The organism is Anaerotruncus massiliensis (ex Togo et al. 2026), from assembly GCF_900199635.1.
In the GTDB taxonomy this organism is placed as follows: domain Bacteria; phylum Bacillota; class Clostridia; order Oscillospirales; family Ruminococcaceae; genus Anaerotruncus; species Anaerotruncus massiliensis.
Window position 1 is genome coordinate 1,157,224 of sequence record NZ_LT962687.1, and the last position, 18,313, is coordinate 1,175,536.

The 18,313-nt window shown below is 58.1% G+C and carries 18 protein-coding genes and 1 tRNA gene; 16 read left to right on the top strand and 3 right to left on the bottom strand.

What is annotated here, in order from left to right; all coding sequences use genetic code 11:
* Nucleotides 1-113: 113 nt before the first annotated feature.
* The gene (locus C1A13_RS06000; RefSeq protein WP_101550074.1) at nt 114-497 is read right to left on the bottom strand and encodes a desulfoferrodoxin family protein; all 384 of its coding nucleotides are present in this window, start codon (nt 495-497) and stop codon (nt 114-116) included.
* A gap of 415 nt (nt 498-912) precedes the next feature.
* Here C1A13_RS06000 and C1A13_RS06005 point away from each other — a divergent pair, with 415 nt between their 5' ends.
* The 4 genes from C1A13_RS06005 to C1A13_RS06020 all read left to right on the top strand — a co-directional run bounded on the left by C1A13_RS06005 (nt 913) and on the right by C1A13_RS06020 (nt 3,551).
* Nucleotides 913-1,419, top strand: a complete 507-nt coding sequence (locus tag C1A13_RS06005; protein ID WP_101550076.1) for a GNAT family N-acetyltransferase — start codon at nt 913-915, stop codon at nt 1,417-1,419.
* Between the two features lie 57 nt (nt 1,420-1,476).
* Nucleotides 1,477-1,908 (top strand): PPC domain-containing DNA-binding protein, encoded by a 432-nt coding sequence (locus C1A13_RS06010; RefSeq protein ID WP_101550077.1) that lies wholly within the window; start codon nt 1,477-1,479, stop codon nt 1,906-1,908.
* Between the two features lie 65 nt (nt 1,909-1,973).
* Nucleotides 1,974-2,050 (top strand) — tRNA-Pro (locus C1A13_RS06015).
* A gap of 112 nt (nt 2,051-2,162) precedes the next feature.
* Nucleotides 2,163-3,551, top strand: coding sequence for a hypothetical protein (locus tag C1A13_RS06020; protein WP_101550079.1), 1,389 nt, complete (start codon nt 2,163-2,165; stop codon nt 3,549-3,551).
* A 425-nt stretch (nt 3,552-3,976) separates the two neighbouring features.
* Here C1A13_RS06020 and C1A13_RS06025 read toward each other — a convergent pair whose 3' ends face one another.
* Both C1A13_RS06025 and C1A13_RS06030 read right to left on the bottom strand, forming a co-directional pair.
* A complete protein-coding gene (locus tag C1A13_RS06025; protein WP_101550081.1) occupies nt 3,977-4,990 on the bottom strand; it encodes a zinc-dependent alcohol dehydrogenase in 1,014 nt (337 codons plus the stop codon).
* 54 nt (nt 4,991-5,044) lie between these two features.
* Nucleotides 5,045-5,977: an AraC family transcriptional regulator gene (locus C1A13_RS06030; protein WP_172439189.1), complete on the bottom strand. Its 933-nt coding sequence runs from the start codon at nt 5,975-5,977 to the stop codon at nt 5,045-5,047.
* Nucleotides 5,978-6,005: 28 nt separating this feature from the next.
* Here C1A13_RS06030 and C1A13_RS06035 point away from each other — a divergent pair, with 28 nt between their 5' ends.
* From C1A13_RS06035 to lpdA, 12 genes are all read left to right on the top strand, one after another.
* Nucleotides 6,006-6,737, top strand: a complete 732-nt coding sequence (locus C1A13_RS06035) for a carboxylesterase family protein (RefSeq protein ID WP_101550083.1) — start codon at nt 6,006-6,008, stop codon at nt 6,735-6,737.
* Between the two features lie 296 nt (nt 6,738-7,033).
* A complete protein-coding gene (locus tag C1A13_RS06040) occupies nt 7,034-7,693 on the top strand; it encodes a FadR/GntR family transcriptional regulator (protein ID WP_101550084.1) in 660 nt (219 codons plus the stop codon).
* Between the two features lie 297 nt (nt 7,694-7,990).
* Nucleotides 7,991-9,049 carry a thiamine pyrophosphate-dependent dehydrogenase E1 component subunit alpha gene (locus C1A13_RS06045; protein ID WP_101550086.1) on the top strand — a complete coding sequence of 353 codons (1,059 nt, stop codon included), beginning with the start codon at nt 7,991-7,993 and terminating at the stop codon, nt 9,047-9,049.
* Between the two features lie 13 nt (nt 9,050-9,062).
* The gene (locus C1A13_RS06050) at nt 9,063-10,037 is read left to right on the top strand and encodes an alpha-ketoacid dehydrogenase subunit beta (RefSeq protein WP_207654181.1); all 975 of its coding nucleotides are present in this window, start codon (nt 9,063-9,065) and stop codon (nt 10,035-10,037) included.
* 13 nt (nt 10,038-10,050) lie between these two features.
* Nucleotides 10,051-11,238 (top strand): dihydrolipoamide acetyltransferase family protein, encoded by a 1,188-nt coding sequence (locus tag C1A13_RS06055; RefSeq protein WP_101550088.1) that lies wholly within the window; start codon nt 10,051-10,053, stop codon nt 11,236-11,238.
* The gene (locus tag C1A13_RS06060; RefSeq protein ID WP_101550090.1) at nt 11,239-12,267 is read left to right on the top strand and encodes a zinc-dependent alcohol dehydrogenase; all 1,029 of its coding nucleotides are present in this window, start codon (nt 11,239-11,241) and stop codon (nt 12,265-12,267) included.
* Nucleotides 12,268-12,281: 14 nt separating this feature from the next.
* A complete protein-coding gene (locus tag C1A13_RS06065) occupies nt 12,282-13,376 on the top strand; it encodes a zinc-dependent alcohol dehydrogenase (protein WP_101550092.1) in 1,095 nt (364 codons plus the stop codon).
* Between the two features lie 125 nt (nt 13,377-13,501).
* Nucleotides 13,502-14,458, top strand: a complete 957-nt coding sequence (locus C1A13_RS06070) for a TRAP transporter substrate-binding protein (protein ID WP_172439190.1) — start codon at nt 13,502-13,504, stop codon at nt 14,456-14,458.
* A 12-nt stretch (nt 14,459-14,470) separates the two neighbouring features.
* Nucleotides 14,471-15,043 carry an HD domain-containing protein gene (locus tag C1A13_RS06075; protein ID WP_101550096.1) on the top strand — a complete coding sequence of 191 codons (573 nt, stop codon included), beginning with the start codon at nt 14,471-14,473 and terminating at the stop codon, nt 15,041-15,043.
* An 87-nt stretch (nt 15,044-15,130) separates the two neighbouring features.
* Nucleotides 15,131-15,634, top strand: a complete 504-nt coding sequence (locus tag C1A13_RS06080; protein WP_101550098.1) for a TRAP transporter small permease — start codon at nt 15,131-15,133, stop codon at nt 15,632-15,634.
* Nucleotides 15,631-16,908, top strand: coding sequence for a TRAP transporter large permease (locus C1A13_RS06085; RefSeq protein ID WP_101550101.1), 1,278 nt, complete (start codon nt 15,631-15,633; stop codon nt 16,906-16,908). The genes C1A13_RS06080 and C1A13_RS06085 overlap by 4 nt, the downstream gene beginning before the upstream one ends.
* Nucleotides 16,909-16,926: 18 nt before the next feature.
* Nucleotides 16,927-18,312, top strand: a complete 1,386-nt coding sequence (lpdA, locus tag C1A13_RS06090) for a dihydrolipoyl dehydrogenase (protein WP_101550144.1) — start codon at nt 16,927-16,929, stop codon at nt 18,310-18,312.
* The last annotated feature ends 1 nt before the right edge of the window (nt 18,313 follow it).

Here is an 18,313-nt window from a genome sequence, read left to right on the forward strand (position 1 = left end):
GTTTCATCATATGGTTTTCAATCTAACGATAGCACATTCACGCGGTTCCCACAAACCAGAATCTTCCTGTGCAAAAAGGGCGGCCATACGGCCGCCCTCCCGGCTCCGACCGATCAGACCACGGTCTTCCAAAGGCCGTGCAGGTTGCAGTAGGCGAATGCCGCGACGGGCTCGTCGTCCTCGAGCAGGAAGGTGACCTTCGGCTCGCCTCCGACAGGCAGGCTCTTGCGCTGGCCGCCCTTGGCGGTCTGGAGATAGACCCACGCGATGTGGTGCTCCTCGGTCATCGGATGCGGAACGCTCCCGACCGAGACGGTGACCTGCTTGCCGGACACCTCGACCACAGGCAGGTGCTTTTCGCCCGCCGCGTCGGTGGTGTTGGGGACGAGCTCGGTCATCGGCTCGCCGCAGCAGATGATCTTGACGCCCGCGTTGTGGATCATGCCGACAAGGTTCCCGCAGTGCTTGCAGATGAAAAATTTCTGCTCCTGGCTCATGGATGTTTCCTCCTTTGATGTCTGCGTTGTTGCCGCGCCGTTTCGGCGCGGCTGAAAATGACGGGGCTGCCCGCCACTGTCAACAGGATTATGCGGCCGCGGCGCCGGGCGGCCCCCGGCCATCGGTTGATCTTTATTATAGCATATCCTATGCCGCGCTTCATGAAAAAAGAGCGAAAAATTCGTGAACGGCAAGTCCGGTCACGGCAGGGACGCCATGCGCTTCCGCTCCCCTGGGAAAAGGACCGGACGGCCCCGGGATTTAGGATGTCCAACCCACGCGCGAATATTGTTTTTATTGAAACCTCATAGGAACAGCCGAAAAAAATCTTCACGCGGGTGGGGGTTTGTGGTATAATACCAATGGAAAGGGGAATGGGTTTGCAAGCAGTCCGGCCGAAGGAGGCGGAACCGAATGGAGATGCTGGAATGGATCCCGGTAGAGCAGGCGGGGCAGATCGAAACGGTGTGCGAACTTGCCCGGGAAATCTGGACGGATCGCTATCTGGGGGTCTACGGGTCGATGGAACTGGACTATCTGCTCAGGACCTGGCAGTCTCCCGGGGCGGTCCGCCGCCAGATCGACGGAGGGCATATGGAGTACCGGCTCATCTGCTATGATGGGGCGGAGGTCGGGTATGCCGCCCTCCGGGAAAAGGAGGACGCCCTCTGGGTGTACCATGCCTATATCCGCGGGGAATATCACGGGAACCGCACGGTGACCGGGATGCTGGAACTCATCGAGAGGGAGTGCGCCGCTCGGGGGCTTGCCCGCGTATATGCGGTGGTGGACCGGAAAAACAGCCGCGCTTTGGACTACTGCGAGCGGCTGGGGCTGCGCCTCCTGGAGAGGCGGACATGGGAGGCCGGCCCGGGTTTCCCGATGGAACTCTGGGTGTTTGAAATGAAGATCAGAAAATAAATATCGGAACTATTACTATTATATCACATCTTTTGAATTTGAAAAGAGGGAACGGCCATGTTTTTTCACAAATTCGGTGACACCTATGCCATCCGCCTCGAACGCGGGGAGGAGCTGGCCGCGTCATTGAAGGAGCTGTGCGTCACGGAGCAGGTCCGGCTCGGGACCCTCTCCGGGCTGGGCGCGATGGACCATGTTGTGGTCGGCGTCTACGATCTGGCAGAGAAGCGCTTCTGCCCGAATGTCTTTGACGAGCCGCTTGAGATGACCGGCTTGGAGGGCAGCGTCACGGAACGGGAGGGGGAGCCCTACCTGCATATCCACGCCTCCTTCGGCCGCGCGGACGGGTCGGTGATCGGCGGGCATCTGAGCGAGGCGCGCGTCAGCGCGACTGCCGAACTTTTCCTGCGCACGCTTGCCGGCCGCGTCGGCCGCGTCTTCGACGAGAAGACGGGCTTGAACCTGCTGGATTTCCGGCTGGAAGGATAAGAGGCGAAAAATGTGAAAAACCCTCTTGATTTTACCTGCCGATTATGCTAATATAATATAGCCGTCCGGATATGGCGCAGTTTGGTAGCGCGCTACCTTGGGGTGGTAGAGGCCGTGGGTTCAAGTCCCGCTATTCGGACCATTGGTAGAAGACCGTCGACTTTTGTCGGCGGTCTTCTACTTTGTTTAAATTGATTTATATACAAGCAAGGTGTATACTATTTACATGATGTATAATTTTGGAGGAATAAAGTATGAGTTTGAGATTGCCGTCTCGTTACGAGGACTTAGATACTGCATATCGTGGACGATTAATTCCAGATCAGGCGTTACTTGAGCTTGTTAATAGGGCCAAAAAGTCCATCGATATCAGTGGCGGAATTCGGTTCTTGCCAATTTGGGGGCAAAGTGGTGCAGGTAAAAGTTGTGCTGCTATTGAAATTGGCACTCATATACCTTTGGTACATACTCTTGTTTTAACGCGCGACGAGATAGAATCAAAAAGTTTACTTTTGGATAGGATTCTTTTGGAAAAAAAGAAAGCGCATGGTAAATTTTTGGTTGTAATTATTGACCAATTTGAAGAAAAAGTTATTGGGAAAGAACGTATTCCGACTCAATTTGTTGAGCATATAAGTCTACTTGACCGGGCGGAATTGCGGGATTATCCGACTCTATTTATATGGCTTACAACAGATAAGTCATTTCAAAAGCAGTTGCAAGATGCTACTTCTCGCAATAGACGCATATTACTCGAATCTGATTTTGAAGTCACTGGTCCAGAAAAATCAATTTGGCCTACAATTATTAAACAGACATTCTCTTTCCATAACGCTGAAAAGGCTTTGGCTGATTATGGAATTATTGATGAAGATATTAAAAATATAGCAGAGGATTCAACTACATTAGGTGCTGCTAATGAGCAAGTTGGAAACCTTTTATTGAAAGAAGAACCTGATATGCAAAATCTATCTAAATATCAGGTTATACTGACATGGCCCGTAGCGGATGGACTAAGAAATACACGCGTAATGCAGTTTGCTAATCCTAGGGATGGATATACTCTCAACTGGGACTATTGGTTTAGTCAGCTTAATGCGGAAGACAAAAAGCAGTTGCCGTTGCATGAATTCAACCGAGCAAGACTATACTTTGATTTTCGTGTTATTCCTATTCGTGTTGCTGACTTACACAAACTTTGCACTGATCTTAATGTGGAATCGCCGACTCTGGCAAAGACATATTTGCATCGTTTTAAGCAAACACATTTTTTTCATGTTGTTTCAGGTGATTGGAATGAGTACGACTATAATCCCGTACGCGAACGAGAATCGAATCGTGCTGCGGAAGCTTCTGAATGGTATAAGACCGTAACCGAAAAACCTGTTTTGTTAGGCAAACGACTTTGCTATGTTTTAAGTCAATGTGGTCTTGCCTCGAAATATGAATACCCAATACAAACTGAATTTGGCAGTGTTCGGACAGATATATTTACCGGTAGGGAAAAGGTGGATGATAAAAAGCTATTAATAGAACTTAAGGTGTTTTCATCCGAAAACACAATGCCTTCATCTATAAAGGATGCTATTAAAACAACGATGAGAAAGTACGCTCAATTAGCGGGTTTTCTGAATAGGCAATAATCTGATGAAACACAGAACGATATTCTGCCCCAGATCCAAAAAATATTAGAATTAAAGGAAAGTGGCGTTTTAAGCGAAGCAGAATTCCAAGGAAAGAAAGAACAGCTATTGAAAAAAATATAGGTAGTAGTTCATGTGTTTGGATAATATTTTGGATTACTTGATTTGGGATAAGAACCTCTTGCTGACAGTCTGCAAACCGTTGATATTACTGGGCTTCTATAAGTCCTATAATTACATTCCGACCAGAAGAAAAAGCCCGCATATGAGCAAAATGCTCATATGCGGGCTTTCTTCATGTCCTGCGCTGAAAAGGGGACCCCATCGGTTTTGCGTATCTACGACACTTGTACCGGATCAGCAAAAGAATCGGGCCCGCCGGAATCATCGGCGGGCCCGATTGACCATCCACGGATCCGGAAGCTTTATCCGGGCAGCTGTGCTATGCCGCAGAACCGGTTTTCATAATACTTTGGCGAAAACAGGGACAGGGCGTTTTCAAACGGCACGAGATTTTCGGTCAGGCGTTCCAGACCGAGGCGGGGCATCAGATCAAGCGCTTTCGGAACGTCGAGCGCGCCCTGCTTCAAGACCTTGATCCGGGGCTCCTTGAAATAGAAGTCGGAGAGATTGACCGAAATTTTTGACCCCGGCCGGTAGACATGGGGGATGACAAGGGAACCGCCGTACATGAGGACGTCCATCGCCTCGCGTAGCAGAGGAAGGCTTCCGCCGCAGTCGATGACCGCATGAAAACCGCCGGAGGCCTCGTTGATTTCGGTCGACAGCATCAGCAGGTTGTCCGTGCCGAACCGCACCACATGGTCGGCCCCGAACCGTTTCGCGTACGGAAGCATCCCCGGATTGGGGCTGACCACGGTTACGGAGCGCACGCCGCAGAGCTTTGCATACCAGGCGATCAAAAGGCTCTTGTGATTGACGCCGAGGATTGCGATCGAGGAATCGGCGTCGATCTCCGCTTCATGGAATACGCGCAGGCAATCCAGGATGTCCTGGAAAAAGACGCCCTGTTCCAGCGGCAGAGAATCCGGAATTTTGTAGATATAGGCCTCCTTCCAGGTCATGTATTCCGCGAAGGAGGTGGTGCAGTAGGTCATGTTGGGGCAGTACAGCGGCCTGCCGGTGCTGCACTGGTAGCACATCCCGCAGTTCGCGCGGTAGAACCAGACCACCCGGTCCCCCTCCGACAGCCCCTTGTGATAGGCGGCGGGACCGAGTTCTTCGATGATCCCCGAGCCGGCCTGGCCGAACGTATAGGGGTTGGGGATGATCATGTTTCCGCCCAAATAGAGTTCGAGGTCGTCCGGCGGGAGAAGCGCGTATTGAATTTTCACGAGGATGTCGTCTGGATAGATGATTTGTGGCTTCGGAAGGTCGTTGAAACGAACCTTCCCATGAGAGATGCCGAGGATTTTCATATCCGCGCCTCCTGATTTTCCTGATACAAATATGCGCGCATCCGTTTCTGGAACTCAAACGGGGGTCATGCCGACCTCTTTTTTAAAACGCAGCGCGAAATAGTGCGCGTTGCTGAAACCGCACAATTCCGCCACCCGATGCACACGGAGATGGCCGGAGGAGCTCAGCAGGAGCCGCGCCCTGTCGATCCGGATATGATTAAGGTAATCCACGAGGGTTCGACCGGTTTCCCGGTGGAATCGGCGGCTCAGATAGGACTCGCTCACATCCAAAAATTGAGCCGCTTCCGCCAGCGCGATCGGCTCCGCGCAGTGTTCCTGCAGGAACTCGACCGCGCAGGAAATGATGTCGGAGAAGTCGGCGGCGCTGTGGTTGAACGCCAGGATAAAATGGTTGGAGATATCGGCGTAAAGGTCGTTAAGGCTGGACGCCTCCTCAAAGGTCATGGGGAAATCATGCCCGAGGCCGCCTTCCTGTTTCTCCGAATAGGAGAACCAGACGTCGCGGATCAATTCATGCGCGACGCGGCAGGAGGGGAGATGCCGGTGCTCCGCCAGCAGTCCGCAGTAAAGCTCTTTCAATTGGGTGATAAATCCGAACTGGTTGCCCGCGTACAGCCGCTTGTGCAGCTCCCGGACCCGCTCCTCGAGCTCCTCCTGCGAAACGGGCTTTGGAGATGGGGACGGCAGGTGCAGGGATACGTAAGTGCCGAGGGCAAAAAAGCACTGTTCCTGAACCTGGGCGAGGGATTCGACCGCCAGCGCGACCTCCTCAAGGCCGTTGAGCCGCTCATAAAAGAGGTAATGCGTGTCGCGCGGCAGTTCGAGGGCGTCCAGCCGGGAAGCCAGTTCCCGAAAGCGTTTGGAATCGGAGGAGACGGACTGCTGCAGCAGCACGGCGCATTCCGCGTCATACTCCATCAGGCGGCGGGGGCCCGCTCCGCCGCAGGCGGCGGCCGCCTTTTCCAGATATTCGACCGCGTCCACTTTTGCCGCGCCATCCGGAAGACGCAGTATGAACAGACTGAACGCGTCTCCATATTCCGCGGTGGAAAAGCAGGGAATGATCATCGCGGGGCTCAACAACCTGCACAGCTGCGGTCCCGTGTTTGACGGCGTCAACTTTGACGGAGACGACGCGCTGGCAATCATCGAGTCGGGTAAGGCCAACTACGTCGACATCCTCGGCGGCTTTAACCGGGACGAGTTCCATTACTATTACGATTTCTGCGACATGAAGAAGATGGACGACACGACGCTCGTCAATCTCTTCGGAAAATACGCGCGCTACGCAAAACGGACGCTGGAACGGCTGGTTCCGGAAGGGGACGACCGGAAGATGATCGACGTCGTCAGCAAATACCTCTATGGTAACGCCACCATCCAGTTGTTCGACGCCTACGCGAAGGCGGGCCGCGGAAACAGACTCTACCTTTACCGTCTGGATTGGGATAAGATGCCGATGCGGGCGCACCACGGCATCGACAGCGCCTTTGTCATGGGCGACGACAAGGAATGGCCGGGCGTAGAGACGTACGAAGGCTTTGAAGAGCTGTCGGCCACGATGCTCGGGGCGTGGAAAACGTTCATCAAAGACGCTTACCCGCAGGCGCCCGGCATGCCCGAGTGGCCCGTATACACGGCGGACGATAAGCGTCTGATGCGCTTTGATACGACGGTCGAGGTGATCGACGCACCCAAAATCGATCTGGACCCGGATATCCCGCACCAGATCTTCGCACTTTGAAACTGCCGGTGGAGAGTGAGCATACATACGGCCGGGAGGACCCGCTTGCGGGTCCTCCCGGCCGTTTTTTGCGTGCATGTTTTGCTTTTGTTGTTACCGGGTATTTATAGAAATGGAATGAGAATCTCATTTATCTGTAAAAAACACTAAAAAACCCACCTGAAAATCGTGATAGTTTATAGAAAATCCAAAAAGGGATTGACCGGCGAATGGTATAATGGTATATTGGTCTTACCAAAGGAGGGAGTGTTATCTTTAGTAAAATTCAAGCGGGACCAAAGATCCCGGAGTTAGTAATGAAAACCCTGCTGGACGCGATCTCGAGCGGGAAAATCCGGATCAACGAGGAATTGCCGCCCGAACGGGAGCTTGCGGAAAACCTGGGAATTGGGCGCGGCTCCCTGCGGGAGAGCTTGGCGGTACTGGAATTCCTGGGTGTCATTGAGAGCCGTGGAAACCGCAAGGTCGTCATCAAAGGCGCGGAATATTTTGAAAAGGCGATCTCGATGATCCGCATTTCGGACCAGGATGATATCATGTTTGATTTCATCGAGTTCAGGCGGATGCTGGAGTCCACGATCGTACGGCTTGCCTGCGAGCGCGGCTTGGAGGAGGATATCCGGCGAATTGAAGCTGCGGTGGAAAAGCAGCGCATGGACCCTGAAGACGTCGCAATCGACCACGAGTTCCACATGGGACTGGCCGAGGCAAGCCACAACGCGTTTATGGTGGCGGTTGAGGATTTCGTGGTGAGCATGCTCGCCGACATCCGCGCCAGAGGACTGGCGGTGGAAGGCAGAGCTGCCAAAATCGTGGAGGAGCACGACGGGATCCTGCAGGCGGTGCGCGGCCGCGACAAGGCCTTGGCGAAAGAGCGTATCTGCGCCCATCTGGACAACATTGAAATGATCGTCCGGATGGACCCTCAGACGAACCGCAAGCACGGGCGGGAATAAACCGCCGCGGCGTTTGATGTAGCGCAGTACATGTTGAATCAGAACGTTTTGTTTTATTGCGCCCGGCAATAAGGCTTGTTTCTTATACGCATTTTTAAGGGAATCGGTCCTTTTTTCAAAATTGACATCGTGGGTTTCGTCTTATTGCATGCCGAATGCAATGGGATAGATTCGTTGTACCCAAAAACAGGCTGGAATTATGGTAAGCAAGGTGAAATTGTGCGCACAAGGGAGCCTTCGTTATAAACGTGCTGCCCCTCGGGACAGGACAGACGAACTGGGAGGGATGAAATCACAATGAGCAATGTGTGCCACGGTGGAAGAACGATCGAGATGATTGAAACGGCGGCCAGCCACACCCGCACGGAGCGGGACCGGAGGGAAATCATGCAGGGGATTTCAAAGGAAACCCTGCGCCGGATGTATGTCGATATGGTCCGCACAAGAACGCTGGATGAAAAGATCAAGGAGATGCTGAATCGGGGATTTTCCATCTCCGAACACTCCACGCTGGGTCAGGAAGCGGGCCCGATCGGCGCCTGCGCCGCGCTCGCGGAGAGCGATTACATCATGCCCTATCACCGGGGATGGGCTTGGGCGATCGGGAAAGGAATGAAGCCGCACATCCTGCTTGCCGAGCTGCTGGGAAAAAAGACGGGCTACAACCGGGGAAAGGGCGGTCCGCATTTGGGCTGCTACGAGCTTGGAATTCTGGGTCGGCCGGGAGTCCAGGCGGCGCACCTGCCGATTGCGGCGGGCGTCGGGCTGAGTATGCGGATGCAGGGGCTTGACCGGGTGTGCGTCGCATTTTTTGGGAACGGCGCGAGCAACAACGCCAATTTTCACGAGGGGCTCAACCTGGCCGGAGTCTGGAAAGCACCGGTGATCTATTTCTGTGAAAACAACCTCTATCAGATCACCTGCACGATGGAGGAGACGACTGCCTGCGAGGATATCGCGGACCGCGCGGCGGGTTATGGGATGCCCGGCTATATCGTCGACGGAAACGATGCGATTGCGGTCTATGACGTCACCCGGCAGGCGGTCGAGCGTGCACGCGCCGGGAAAGGTCCGACGCTGATTGAGACAAAGACCTACCGTTGGGAAGGCCACAACCCGATTGACCGGAACGCGATGGGAGGGTACCGTACGCTGGAAGAGATCGAGGAATGGAAACAGAAATGCCCCATCCGCCTGATGGAGGAAAGCCTGCTCGAGTTCGGCTGCCTGAAGGAGGCGGAAATCGCGGTGATCAAAGCGGACGCCGTCGCCGAAATGGAAAAGGCCGCGCAGTTTGCAATCGAAAGCCCTTACCCGGAACGGGAGGAATACTATCAGGACGTTTACGCCGATTGAGGAGGGATATGCAGTGGGCAGGATCATCACATTTTCCAATGCGCTCAAAGAGGCGCTGTCCGAAGAGATGGCGCGGGATGAAAGGGTTTACCTGATCGGACAGGATTTAAAATACAACGTTTGGGGGGTCACAAACGGCCTGAATCAGAAGTTCGGAGACGGACGCGTCCTGCACGCGCCGATTTCCGAAAATGGCTTCGTCAGCTCGGCGCTGGGGTCCGCGCTTGTCGGAAGCAGACCGGTCGTGGAGCTGATGTACAGCGATTTCCTTCTGCTGGCGGCGGACGCGGTGGCAGACGAAGCGGCGAAATACCGCTATATGAACGGCGGCGGGGCATTTCGGGTCCCCATGACGATCCGGGCGGCCGGATGCGGCGTCGGTTCCGGCTCGGGCGCGCACCACGCGCAGGATTTGGAGGCCACCTTCATCCACTTCCCGGGCCTTAAAATCGTGATCCCCTCCACGCCCTACGATGCGAAGGGCCTGCTGAAAACCGCGATCCGCGACAACAACCCGGTGATTTTCTTCGAGCATAAGCTGCTCTACGGGACAAAGGGCGAGGTCCCGGAGGAGGAATACACCATCCCCTTCGGACAAGCGGCCGTCCGAAGGGAGGGCGCGGACGTGACGATCGTGTCGTGGGGATATCCGCTGAAAAAGTCGCTCGAGGCCGCGGAGCTCCTGCAAAAGGAGGGGATCGAGGCGGAGGTGTTGGATCCGAGGACGCTGGTCCCCTTTGACAAGGAGGCGCTGCGCGCCTCCCTCTCCAAAACAGGACGGCTCGTCGTGGTTGAGGACGGCGTGAAGCGGGGCGGCGTCGGCGGAGAGATCGCCGGGATCGCGGCGGAAGAGATGCTCGACTGCCTCGACGCGCCTGTGCGCAGGCTCGGTGCGGTGGACGCGCCGCTCCCCGCGGGGCGCTATGGGGAGAAGATGATGGTTCCCTCGGTCGAGGAGATCGTCGGGGCGGTTAAAGAGATCGTATGAGGAGGAATGGAATGTGTCTGTGGAAGTGACGCTGCCGAGCCTGGGCGTGGCCATTTTGGAGGCGACGGTCGTGAAATGGCTCAAGGAGGAGGGCCAGCCGGTGGCGAAGGAGGAACCCATCGCGGAGGTCGAGTCGGATAAGGTGTCGTTTGAAGTGGTATCTCCGATGGACGGCGTCCTGCTCAAAAGGCTCTGCGAGGTCAGCGGGATCGTCAAAGTGAACGAGGCGCTCGCGGTCGTGGGCGCGGTGGGAGAACGCTATGCCGGCAGGGCGGAAGGCGGACGCGCGGCGTCCGAAGCTGCGCCGGAACCCGTCCGCGCGCAAAAGCCCGAACCCGCGGCCAGGGTCCGGGCGACCCCCGCGGCCAAGGCGCTTGCCAAAAAGCAGGGAATCGATCTCGCGCGGGTTCGCGGATCGGGGCCGGACGGCGTGGTGACGAAGGAGGACGTGGCGGCGTATCAGGAAACGCCGCCGGAGGTGCAGGCGGTTTCCGCCGCCGAGGAACGGATCCCCTTCTCGGGCGTTCGGAAGAAGACCGCCGACAAGCTGGCGCGGAGCCGGAGCGAAATGGTGCAGGTGACGACGGCGGTCGAGGTGGATATGACCGAGGCGGACCTCCTGCGTAAAAAATGGAAAGACACGCTGGCGCAGCGGCTCGGAATCAGGCTCACCTTCATGCCCTTCTTCATCCGGGCGGCCGTGATGGCGGTCCGCGAATACCCGGTGCTCAACTCCGCGCTGGAGGGAGACGAAATCGTGATCCGGCGGAATGTCGATTTCGGGATCGCGGTCCAGAGCGAACGCGGCCTGATCGTCCCGGTTGTCAAGGGCGCGCAGGATCAGGCTTTCTGGGAGCTGGCGCGGGAGCTGGACGCCCTGACCGGACAGGCCCGGGAGGGCGTCACGGACCCCCGATATGTCGGCGGTGCGACAATCACCCTTTCCAACGCCGGCGCATATGGGTCGGTGATCTCCACCCCGGTGATCTCCTCCCCGCAGAGCGCGCTCATCTGGACGGGCGCGATTTTGGAGAAACCGGCCGTGAAGGAGGGCGCGATCGTGGCCCGAAAACTCATGAATCTCTGCGTCTCCTACGACCACAGGATCATGGACGGGGCGACCGTGGCGCGGTTTTTGGGCAGGATGAAGAATCTGCTGGAGGAGCCGATGCTGCTGGCGATGGATGAGAGGGGGATGTAAATGAAAAGCAGAGCGGTTGTGGTTGGCCGGTTCCCCGATTACACGGTGCGGGAGTTCGAGGTGCCCGCCTGCGGCGCGGAGGGACTGATCGTCAAGGTCGCCGCGGCGCCCTTCGGGAGGCGTGGCCTCGTCGATCTACGGCTGGACGGCGCGATGGACGGCCGGCTGCGGGACTTTATCCCGGGCGGCGAGATCATCGGGCGGGTGGTTTCCGCCCCGCCCGCTGCGGCGGAAACCTGGAAGGTCTCGGAGGGGGATATGGTCTATATCGAGCCGAACATCGTCTGCGGCTTCTGCAAGCCCTGCCTGACGGGGAACTATTCCGTTTGCCGGGAACAGCTCCGCTACGGCTCCTTCCCCCTCGCGGAGCGCCCGGAGCTTTTGGCCGGAGGGTTCAGCGAATATGTGTCGGTGCTCCCGAATTCCCGCGTACATAAGCTCCCCGAGGACCTGCCGCTGGAATCGGCCGTGCTGCTCGGAACGGCGGAGCGGGCCCTGCGCGCCGTCATCAAGCGCGGCGAAGGCGGCCTGGGAAAACGGATGCTGGTGCTGGGGCTTGACCTGTTTGCCGTTCTTGCCTGCCTCGCGGCAGAGGGGGTCGGAATGGAAGCCGCCGAGATTTACGCTCCGGACGCTTTGGAAACGGACCGTGCGGCCGCCGAAGCCTGCGGCTGCGTTTTTACCGGGGAGGTCGCGGCGGGAGGGTATGACATCGTTCTCGTGTCGGACGCGGCCCGTGAAAATGTGGAACGGGCGTGGCGCGCCCCCTGTCCGCAGGGACGGCTCGTTTTCGCGGTTCCCCCGGAGCTGGCGGACCTGCCCGCCGGGCAGCTTCTGCACCATGAAATGACGGTCACCGGCGTCGGGAATGCGTCGTGGGATTACGAGAGGGCGCTGCGGCTGGTCGTGCAGAACGCAAAACGTCTGTCGGCGGTCAGGACCCGCTGGATCGACGCGGCGGATTTTTCGGCGGCGGTGGAAGCAGCGGAAGAAAAGATGACGGCCGCGGCCGCGCGGTGGGATCTTTGAAAGGGGGAAACCGCATGGAAAAATGTTATGCGATGGTGCTGGAGGAACCCGGCAAATTTGTAAAAAAGGAGTTCCCGATTCCCGAGCCCGGCGACCGGGATCTCCTGCTGCGGGTCGAGATGGTTTCCATCTGCGGAAGCGACCGGCTCCTCTACCGTGGGAGCCACCGGCTCTCCTCCTTCCCGAAGATTCTCGGGCATGAGGTCGTCGGCTATGTCGACAGGCTCGGAGCGGCCGCTAAACGGGAGTACGGCGTGGACGTCGGCGACCGGGTCACGGTGGAGCCCTATATCGCCTGTAACAAATGTGAGTACTGCCTGACCGGCCTCTATCAGGCGCACCTGCCCCATATGACCTATGGGGTCGCGCTGAACTGTGACAAGCCGCCCTACCTGTGGGGGGCGTACAGCCAGTATCTCTTTGTGGCGCCCGGGAGCAGGCTCCACCGGATCGCGCCGGAGGTCCCCGCGGAGGCCGCCTGCCTCTCCTCGGTCATCGGAAACGGCGTCCGGTGGGTGCGCACCAAGGGCGAGGTCCGGTATGGGGAGAGCGTCGCGATCGTCGGCGCGGGCGCGCAGGGGCTGGCCTCGGTGGTCGCGGCAAAGGAGTCCGGGGCATACCCGATCATGGTGATCGGCCTTACCAAGGACCGCGTCAAGTTTGAGGTCGCTCGGGAATTCGGCGCGGATTTCATCATCGACCTGCAAAAAACCGACCCAGCGGAAGAGGTCCGCAGGATTACGGGTGGGAAAATGGCGGACGTCGTCATTGAATGCGCCGGCGTGCCCGCGTCTGTGCAGACGGCCTTTCGGCTCCCGCGGGACTGCGGACGGGTTGTGCTGGCGGGCGTCAACGGCGGCAGGGAGGTCCCGCTCAAGACGGACGTGATCGTCAACAACGAGCTGGTGGTCCGGGGCGGCCACGGGCAGTCGTGGGACGTCGGGGAGGCGGCGGCGCTCATCAACAGCCGGAAATATGCCGTGGAAAAGATGATTTCCCACAGATTCCCGCTGGAAAAGGCGGAGGAGGCGATGCGGCTTTTTCTGGAGGGACCGGAGGACTGCATCCGAATCGGGCTGGTGCCTGAATCAGGGCCCCGTAAAGTGTAGGAAGAGAACAGAAACCGACGACCTGGAAGGAATGGGTAGAAAAGATGAAAAAGCTATTTTGCATCGGTTTGGCCGTCTGTATGGTTTGTCTCATTGCATTCAGCGGTTGTGGGAAACAGTCGGATTTGCCGGCGGGCAGTCCGTCGGCGCAGGCCGCCGGGGAGAACGGAGGCGGCGTGATCGTCGCAAAGTTTGCACATGCGCTTTCTCCGCAGTCTCCCTATCAGACGGGAGCGGAAAAGTTCAAGGAGCTGGTGGAAGAGAAAACGGGCGGGAAGGTCGTCATTGAAATCTATCCGAACGGGCAGCTCGGCGCGGAACGGGACCTCTTTGAGGGGCTCAAGCTCGGGACGGTCGAATTCGCCGTGGGCGGCATGGGCGTGCTTTCGCAGGCGTACGAGCCGAAGCTCGAGGTGTTCGGGCTCCCATTTATGTTTGAGAGCCGCGAGGAGGTTTATGAGGTCCTCGACGGTCCGGTCGGGCAGGAGCTTTACAAGCCGCTGCTTGAGAACCAGATCGAGATCGTCGGAAATTTTGAGGCGGGCTTCCGGCAGCTCAGCAATTCCAAACGCCCGGTCAATTCGATCGACGACGTGAAGGGCCTTAAAATCCGGACTCCGGAGGGCAGCGTCTACATCAACACCTGGAACGCGCTGGGCGCCAGTCCCACGCCGATCGCGTGGAACGAACTCTACAGCGCCCTGCAGACCGGCGTCGTGGACGGCGCTGAGGTGCCGATCAGCAATTTCGCGACCTCCGGCTTTGGCGAGGTGCAGAAGTATTACGGCTGGATCAACTACATGTACGATTCCATCCCGTTCGGTGCGAGCAAATCCTTTATGGACAGCCTGAGCCCCGAGCTTCAGGAGGCGGTCCGCGAAGCCGCGAAGGAGGCGTGCGATTTCGAGCGGCAGACCGTCAAGGAGATGGAGGCGCAGCTTCAGGCGGAGCTGGAGGGACAGGGCGTCCAGTTCACGACGCCCGATCTGGAGCCCTTCCGCGCGGCCGTGCAGCCGATCTATGACAATTACGCCGACAAGGAAACGCTGGGCAAGGTGCAGGCCGCGCTCGGCCGCCAGTGAGAGGGTGCGCTTATGGACGGCGGAAAACAGAGGGACAAATCGAAGATCGCGGAACTGTTCCCGATCATACGCGAGATTCGGAATCAGGATCTGGCGGACAGGATCGCCGCGGTCTGGCTGCGCGCGTGGGGAATGAGCAAATGGGAGCGCCTCGAGGACGCCTGCTTCAACCCCGATATCCAGGAGAGGGACTGCCGCCTTGTCGACCATGTCAACGTGACGACGATCGCTTCCCTTCAGATGGCGAAGCTGATCGAGCGGTATCAGGGGGAATCGTTCAATTACGAACGGATTTTGACGATCGGCCTGCTGCACGACGTGAGTAAGCTGCTGGAATATGAGCCGGACGGGAAGGGCGGCTATCGGAGGTCGTTCATCGGAGAAAAGCTGCAGCACGGCTTTTACGGCGCGGTACTGGCGCGGGAGGAGGGCTTCACCGAGGAGACGCTCCATCTCATCCTTACCCATACACCGCAGTCGAAGATGAAGCCGCAATATAAGGAAGCGATCCTGTTTTCTTACATGGACCTCTGCGACGCGGACATGGTTTTTTACGAACGCGGGCTTCCGCTTTTCGCAGAGTGAACCGGAACGAATCTATGTGTGTGCGCGGCGCCGTCACGGGGCGGCGCCGCGGGCCGCGCAAAGGGCGCGGCGAAAGGGAGGAAAAGAATGGGCCTTATCAAGAAGACGAACGAAGCCGCCGACAGGCTTTGTCAAATTCTGCTGATCGCTTTGTTCACACTGATCATCGTCTCCTCTTTCCTGCAGGTATTTTCCCGTTTTGTCCTTGGAAAGGCGTTTGTCTGGACCGATGAATTGAGCCGCTACGGACTGGTCTGGCTGACCTTTGTGGCGGCGGGGCTCGGCTTCCGGAGGAAATCCCATGTGGCGATCGACGTCGTGATCGGCCTGTTCCCGGAAAAGCAAAAGCAGGCGGCCGCCGGGGTCCAGTCGGTGCTGGTCGCGGCGATGGCCGTGTTCCTTCTGGTCAAGGGCGTCCAGCTGGCGGGCATGACGATGGGGCAGGATTCCCCCGCGATGGGGATCCCCATGGGGATCGTCTATGCCGCAATTCCCTTTTTCAGCCTGCTGACGCTGCTGTTTTCCCTGGAGGACCTCTGCGGGCGGCTGGTCCCGCAGAAGGACTGTGAAAGGAAGGAGGGATCCCTGTGACGCTGGCGATATTGCTGATAACTTTTATCGTTCTGCTGCTCTTTGGAATGCCGATCGCAGCGGGAATCGGCATTTCCTCGATTCTGGCGCTGGTTGCGAAGGCTTCGCTTCCGCTCACGATCGTTCCCCAGCGCCTGCTGGTCGCCGTCGATTCCTTCCCGCTGCTGGCGGTGCCGTTCTTCGTGCTGGCGGGGGATATCATGTTGATGGGGGGAATCTCCGGGCGGCTGGTCAAGCTGGCGAAGGTGCTGGTGGGCAGGGCGAAGAGCGGGCTTGCCTATGTGACGATCGTGGCTTCCGCCTTTTTCGGCGCGATATCCGGTTCCGCCGCCGCGACGACGGCCGCAATCGGAGGAATGATGTACCCTGAAATGATCAAGGGAAACTATAAACCCGACTTCGCATCATTCCTGGGTGCGCTGAGTGGGACGCTCGGCCTGCTGATCCCGCCGAGCATTGCGCTCATCATCTACGGTACACAGACGAATTCCTCGGTTGGAAGCCTGTTTATGGTGAGCGCCGTCGCGGGGATCATTACGACGGTGGTCTATATGCTGACCGCGAAGCTCTCCCGAAGAGGCGGACAGGCGGCCCCGCAGGAAAAATCCGGGGAATCCGACGAAAAGTTAGGACTATGGAAAGCGGTCAAGGAAGCGTTCTGGGGCCTGCTCTCCCCGGTCATTATTCTGGGAGGCATCTATTCCGGGACCTTTACCGCCACGGAGGCCGCTGTAATCGCGGTGCTCTACTCGCTGATCGTCGGCTTTTTCATCTATCGGGAGCTGACCCTCAAAAAGCTCAAGGAGGCGTTTGTCAATTCCGCGTTGACAACGGGTATGGTCCTGTTGCTGGTGGCGGTCGCGTCCCTGTTCAGCTGGATTCTGACCATTGAAAACGTCGGGCGGATGCTGGGGGACGTCGTGGTTTCCTTCGGGCTGACGACAGTCGCCTTTTTCATCACCGTGAACCTGCTCTATCTGGTCCTTGGAATGTTCATTGAAACGATCCCCATCATCATCCTGACAACCCCGATCTTTTACCCCATCGCGCTCACTCTGGGGATCGATCCGATCCATTTCGGTGTGATCACCGTCTTTAACCTTGCGTTCGGGATGGTGACGCCGCCCTTCGGGCTGGACCTCTTTGTGGCGGCGGGCTATTCCAAAAGGCCGATCCAGCGAATGGTGGCTTCGGGGAAATACTTCTTTGCCGCGGGCATTGGGCTGATCTTCTTATTCAGCTTTTTCCCGCAGCTCATCATGTGGATTCTTTAGGCGGGGAGGGAGAGAAACGTGAGAAAGGTTTTAGTGATCGGCGCGGGTCCGGCGGGTTATGTCGCGGCCCTGCGTGCGGCCCAGTTAGGCGGCGAGGTGACGCTTGTCGAGCGTGCGCAGGTGGGCGGCACCTGCCTGAACCGGGGCTGCATCCCGACGAAAACCTATTTGAAGAGCGCCGAGATATATCGGCAGGTTCGGTCCGCGGCGGCCTACGGGATCGGAACGGGCGGTCCTGCGGTGGATTTCCCGTCGATCCGGGCGCGCAAGGACGCGGTTATCCGGCAACTGGGCCGAGGGATTCAAATGCTTTTGAAAAAAAGCGGCGTGCGGCTTGTGGAGGGGACGGCCTGCTTCCTCTCGCCGGGGGAGGTACGGGTAACGGGAACGGCAGGGGATTTCGTCTGCACGGCAGACGAAATCCTGATCGCCACGGGTTCCCGCCCGTCGGTGCCCCCGATTCCTGGATTGGAGGGAGCGGGGGTGTTTGACAGCGACCGCGTTTTTGATTTTCCCGGACTTCCGAAGAGCATCCTGATCGTCGGCGGAGGCGTGATCGGCATGGAGTTTGCGAGCTTTTACGCTTCGCTCGGGACGGATGTGACGGTGGTGGAGCTGCTGGACCGTCTGCTCCCGGGCACGGACAGGGAGATTTCCGGGCTGGTACGAAAAAAGCTGGAAGGGGAGGGGGTAACCTTCCGCCTGGGGAGCAGGCTTCTTCAGGTGGAAAGCGACTTTGACGGGACGGTGGCTACGGTTGAGGGCGACGAGGGGACGGAGGAGCTGCTGACGGACATGGTGCTGGTGGCGGCGGGCAGGCGCGCGAATTGCGAAGGGCTGCGCCCCGAGGCCGCAGGCCTCCGGACTGAGCGGGGATGCCTTGTGACGGACGAAAAGGGCCGCACAAACGTTCCGCACATCTATGCGGCCGGTGATGTGACCGGCAAGATTCAGCTTGCGCACGCCGCCTCACGGGAAGCGGAGATCGCGGTGGAGGAGATGTTCGGCCTGGATACCGGGCTGACGCTCGGCGCTGTCCCGGGCTGCATCTTCACCCATCCGGAGATCGCCTTCGCCGGGCTCACGGAGGAGGACGCCCAAAAGGCCGGTTATCAAACGCGGATCGGCCGCTTTCCGTTTGCCGCAAACGGGAAGGCGCTCATTGAAGGGGAACCGGACGGTTTTGTGAAGGTGGTCGCGGACGCGGTCAGCGGGACGCTGCTGGGAGTCCATATCGTCGGCCCGCAGGCAAGCAATCTGATTGGCGCGGGCGCCGTGGCGCTGTCCGCCCACATGACAGTTGGAGAGTTCGCCAATACGGTGTTTGCGCATCCGACGCTGGGGGAGGCGCTCCACGAAGCGGCGCTGGACGCTGAAAAGCGGGCGCTGCACATACCAAACTGAC

Excerpts from the sequence above, each read along its gene's own strand:
- C1A13_RS06075 (WP_101550096.1), top strand. The coding sequence starts at position 14,471 with ATGGACGGCGGAAAACAGAGGGACAAATCGAAGATCGCGGAACTGTTC.
- C1A13_RS06010 (WP_101550077.1), top strand. The coding sequence starts at position 1,477 with ATGTTTTTTCACAAATTCGGTGACACCTATGCCATCCGCCTCGAACGC.
- C1A13_RS06045 (WP_101550086.1), top strand. The coding sequence starts at position 7,991 with ATGAGCAATGTGTGCCACGGTGGAAGAACGATCGAGATGATTGAAACG.
- C1A13_RS06025 (WP_101550081.1), bottom strand. The coding sequence starts at position 4,990 with ATGAAAATCCTCGGCATCTCTCATGGGAAGGTTCGTTTCAACGACCTT.
- C1A13_RS06005 (WP_101550076.1), top strand. The coding sequence starts at position 913 with ATGGAGATGCTGGAATGGATCCCGGTAGAGCAGGCGGGGCAGATCGAA.
- C1A13_RS06040 (WP_101550084.1), top strand. The coding sequence starts at position 7,034 with ATGAAAACCCTGCTGGACGCGATCTCGAGCGGGAAAATCCGGATCAAC.
- C1A13_RS06065 (WP_101550092.1), top strand. The coding sequence starts at position 12,282 with ATGGAAAAATGTTATGCGATGGTGCTGGAGGAACCCGGCAAATTTGTA.
- C1A13_RS06080 (WP_101550098.1), top strand. The coding sequence starts at position 15,131 with ATGGGCCTTATCAAGAAGACGAACGAAGCCGCCGACAGGCTTTGTCAA.
- C1A13_RS06060 (WP_101550090.1), top strand. The coding sequence starts at position 11,239 with ATGAAAAGCAGAGCGGTTGTGGTTGGCCGGTTCCCCGATTACACGGTG.
- C1A13_RS06000 (WP_101550074.1), bottom strand. The coding sequence starts at position 497 with ATGAGCCAGGAGCAGAAATTTTTCATCTGCAAGCACTGCGGGAACCTT.
- C1A13_RS06020 (WP_101550079.1), top strand. The coding sequence starts at position 2,163 with ATGAGTTTGAGATTGCCGTCTCGTTACGAGGACTTAGATACTGCATAT.
- C1A13_RS06035 (WP_101550083.1), top strand. The coding sequence starts at position 6,006 with ATGAACAGACTGAACGCGTCTCCATATTCCGCGGTGGAAAAGCAGGGA.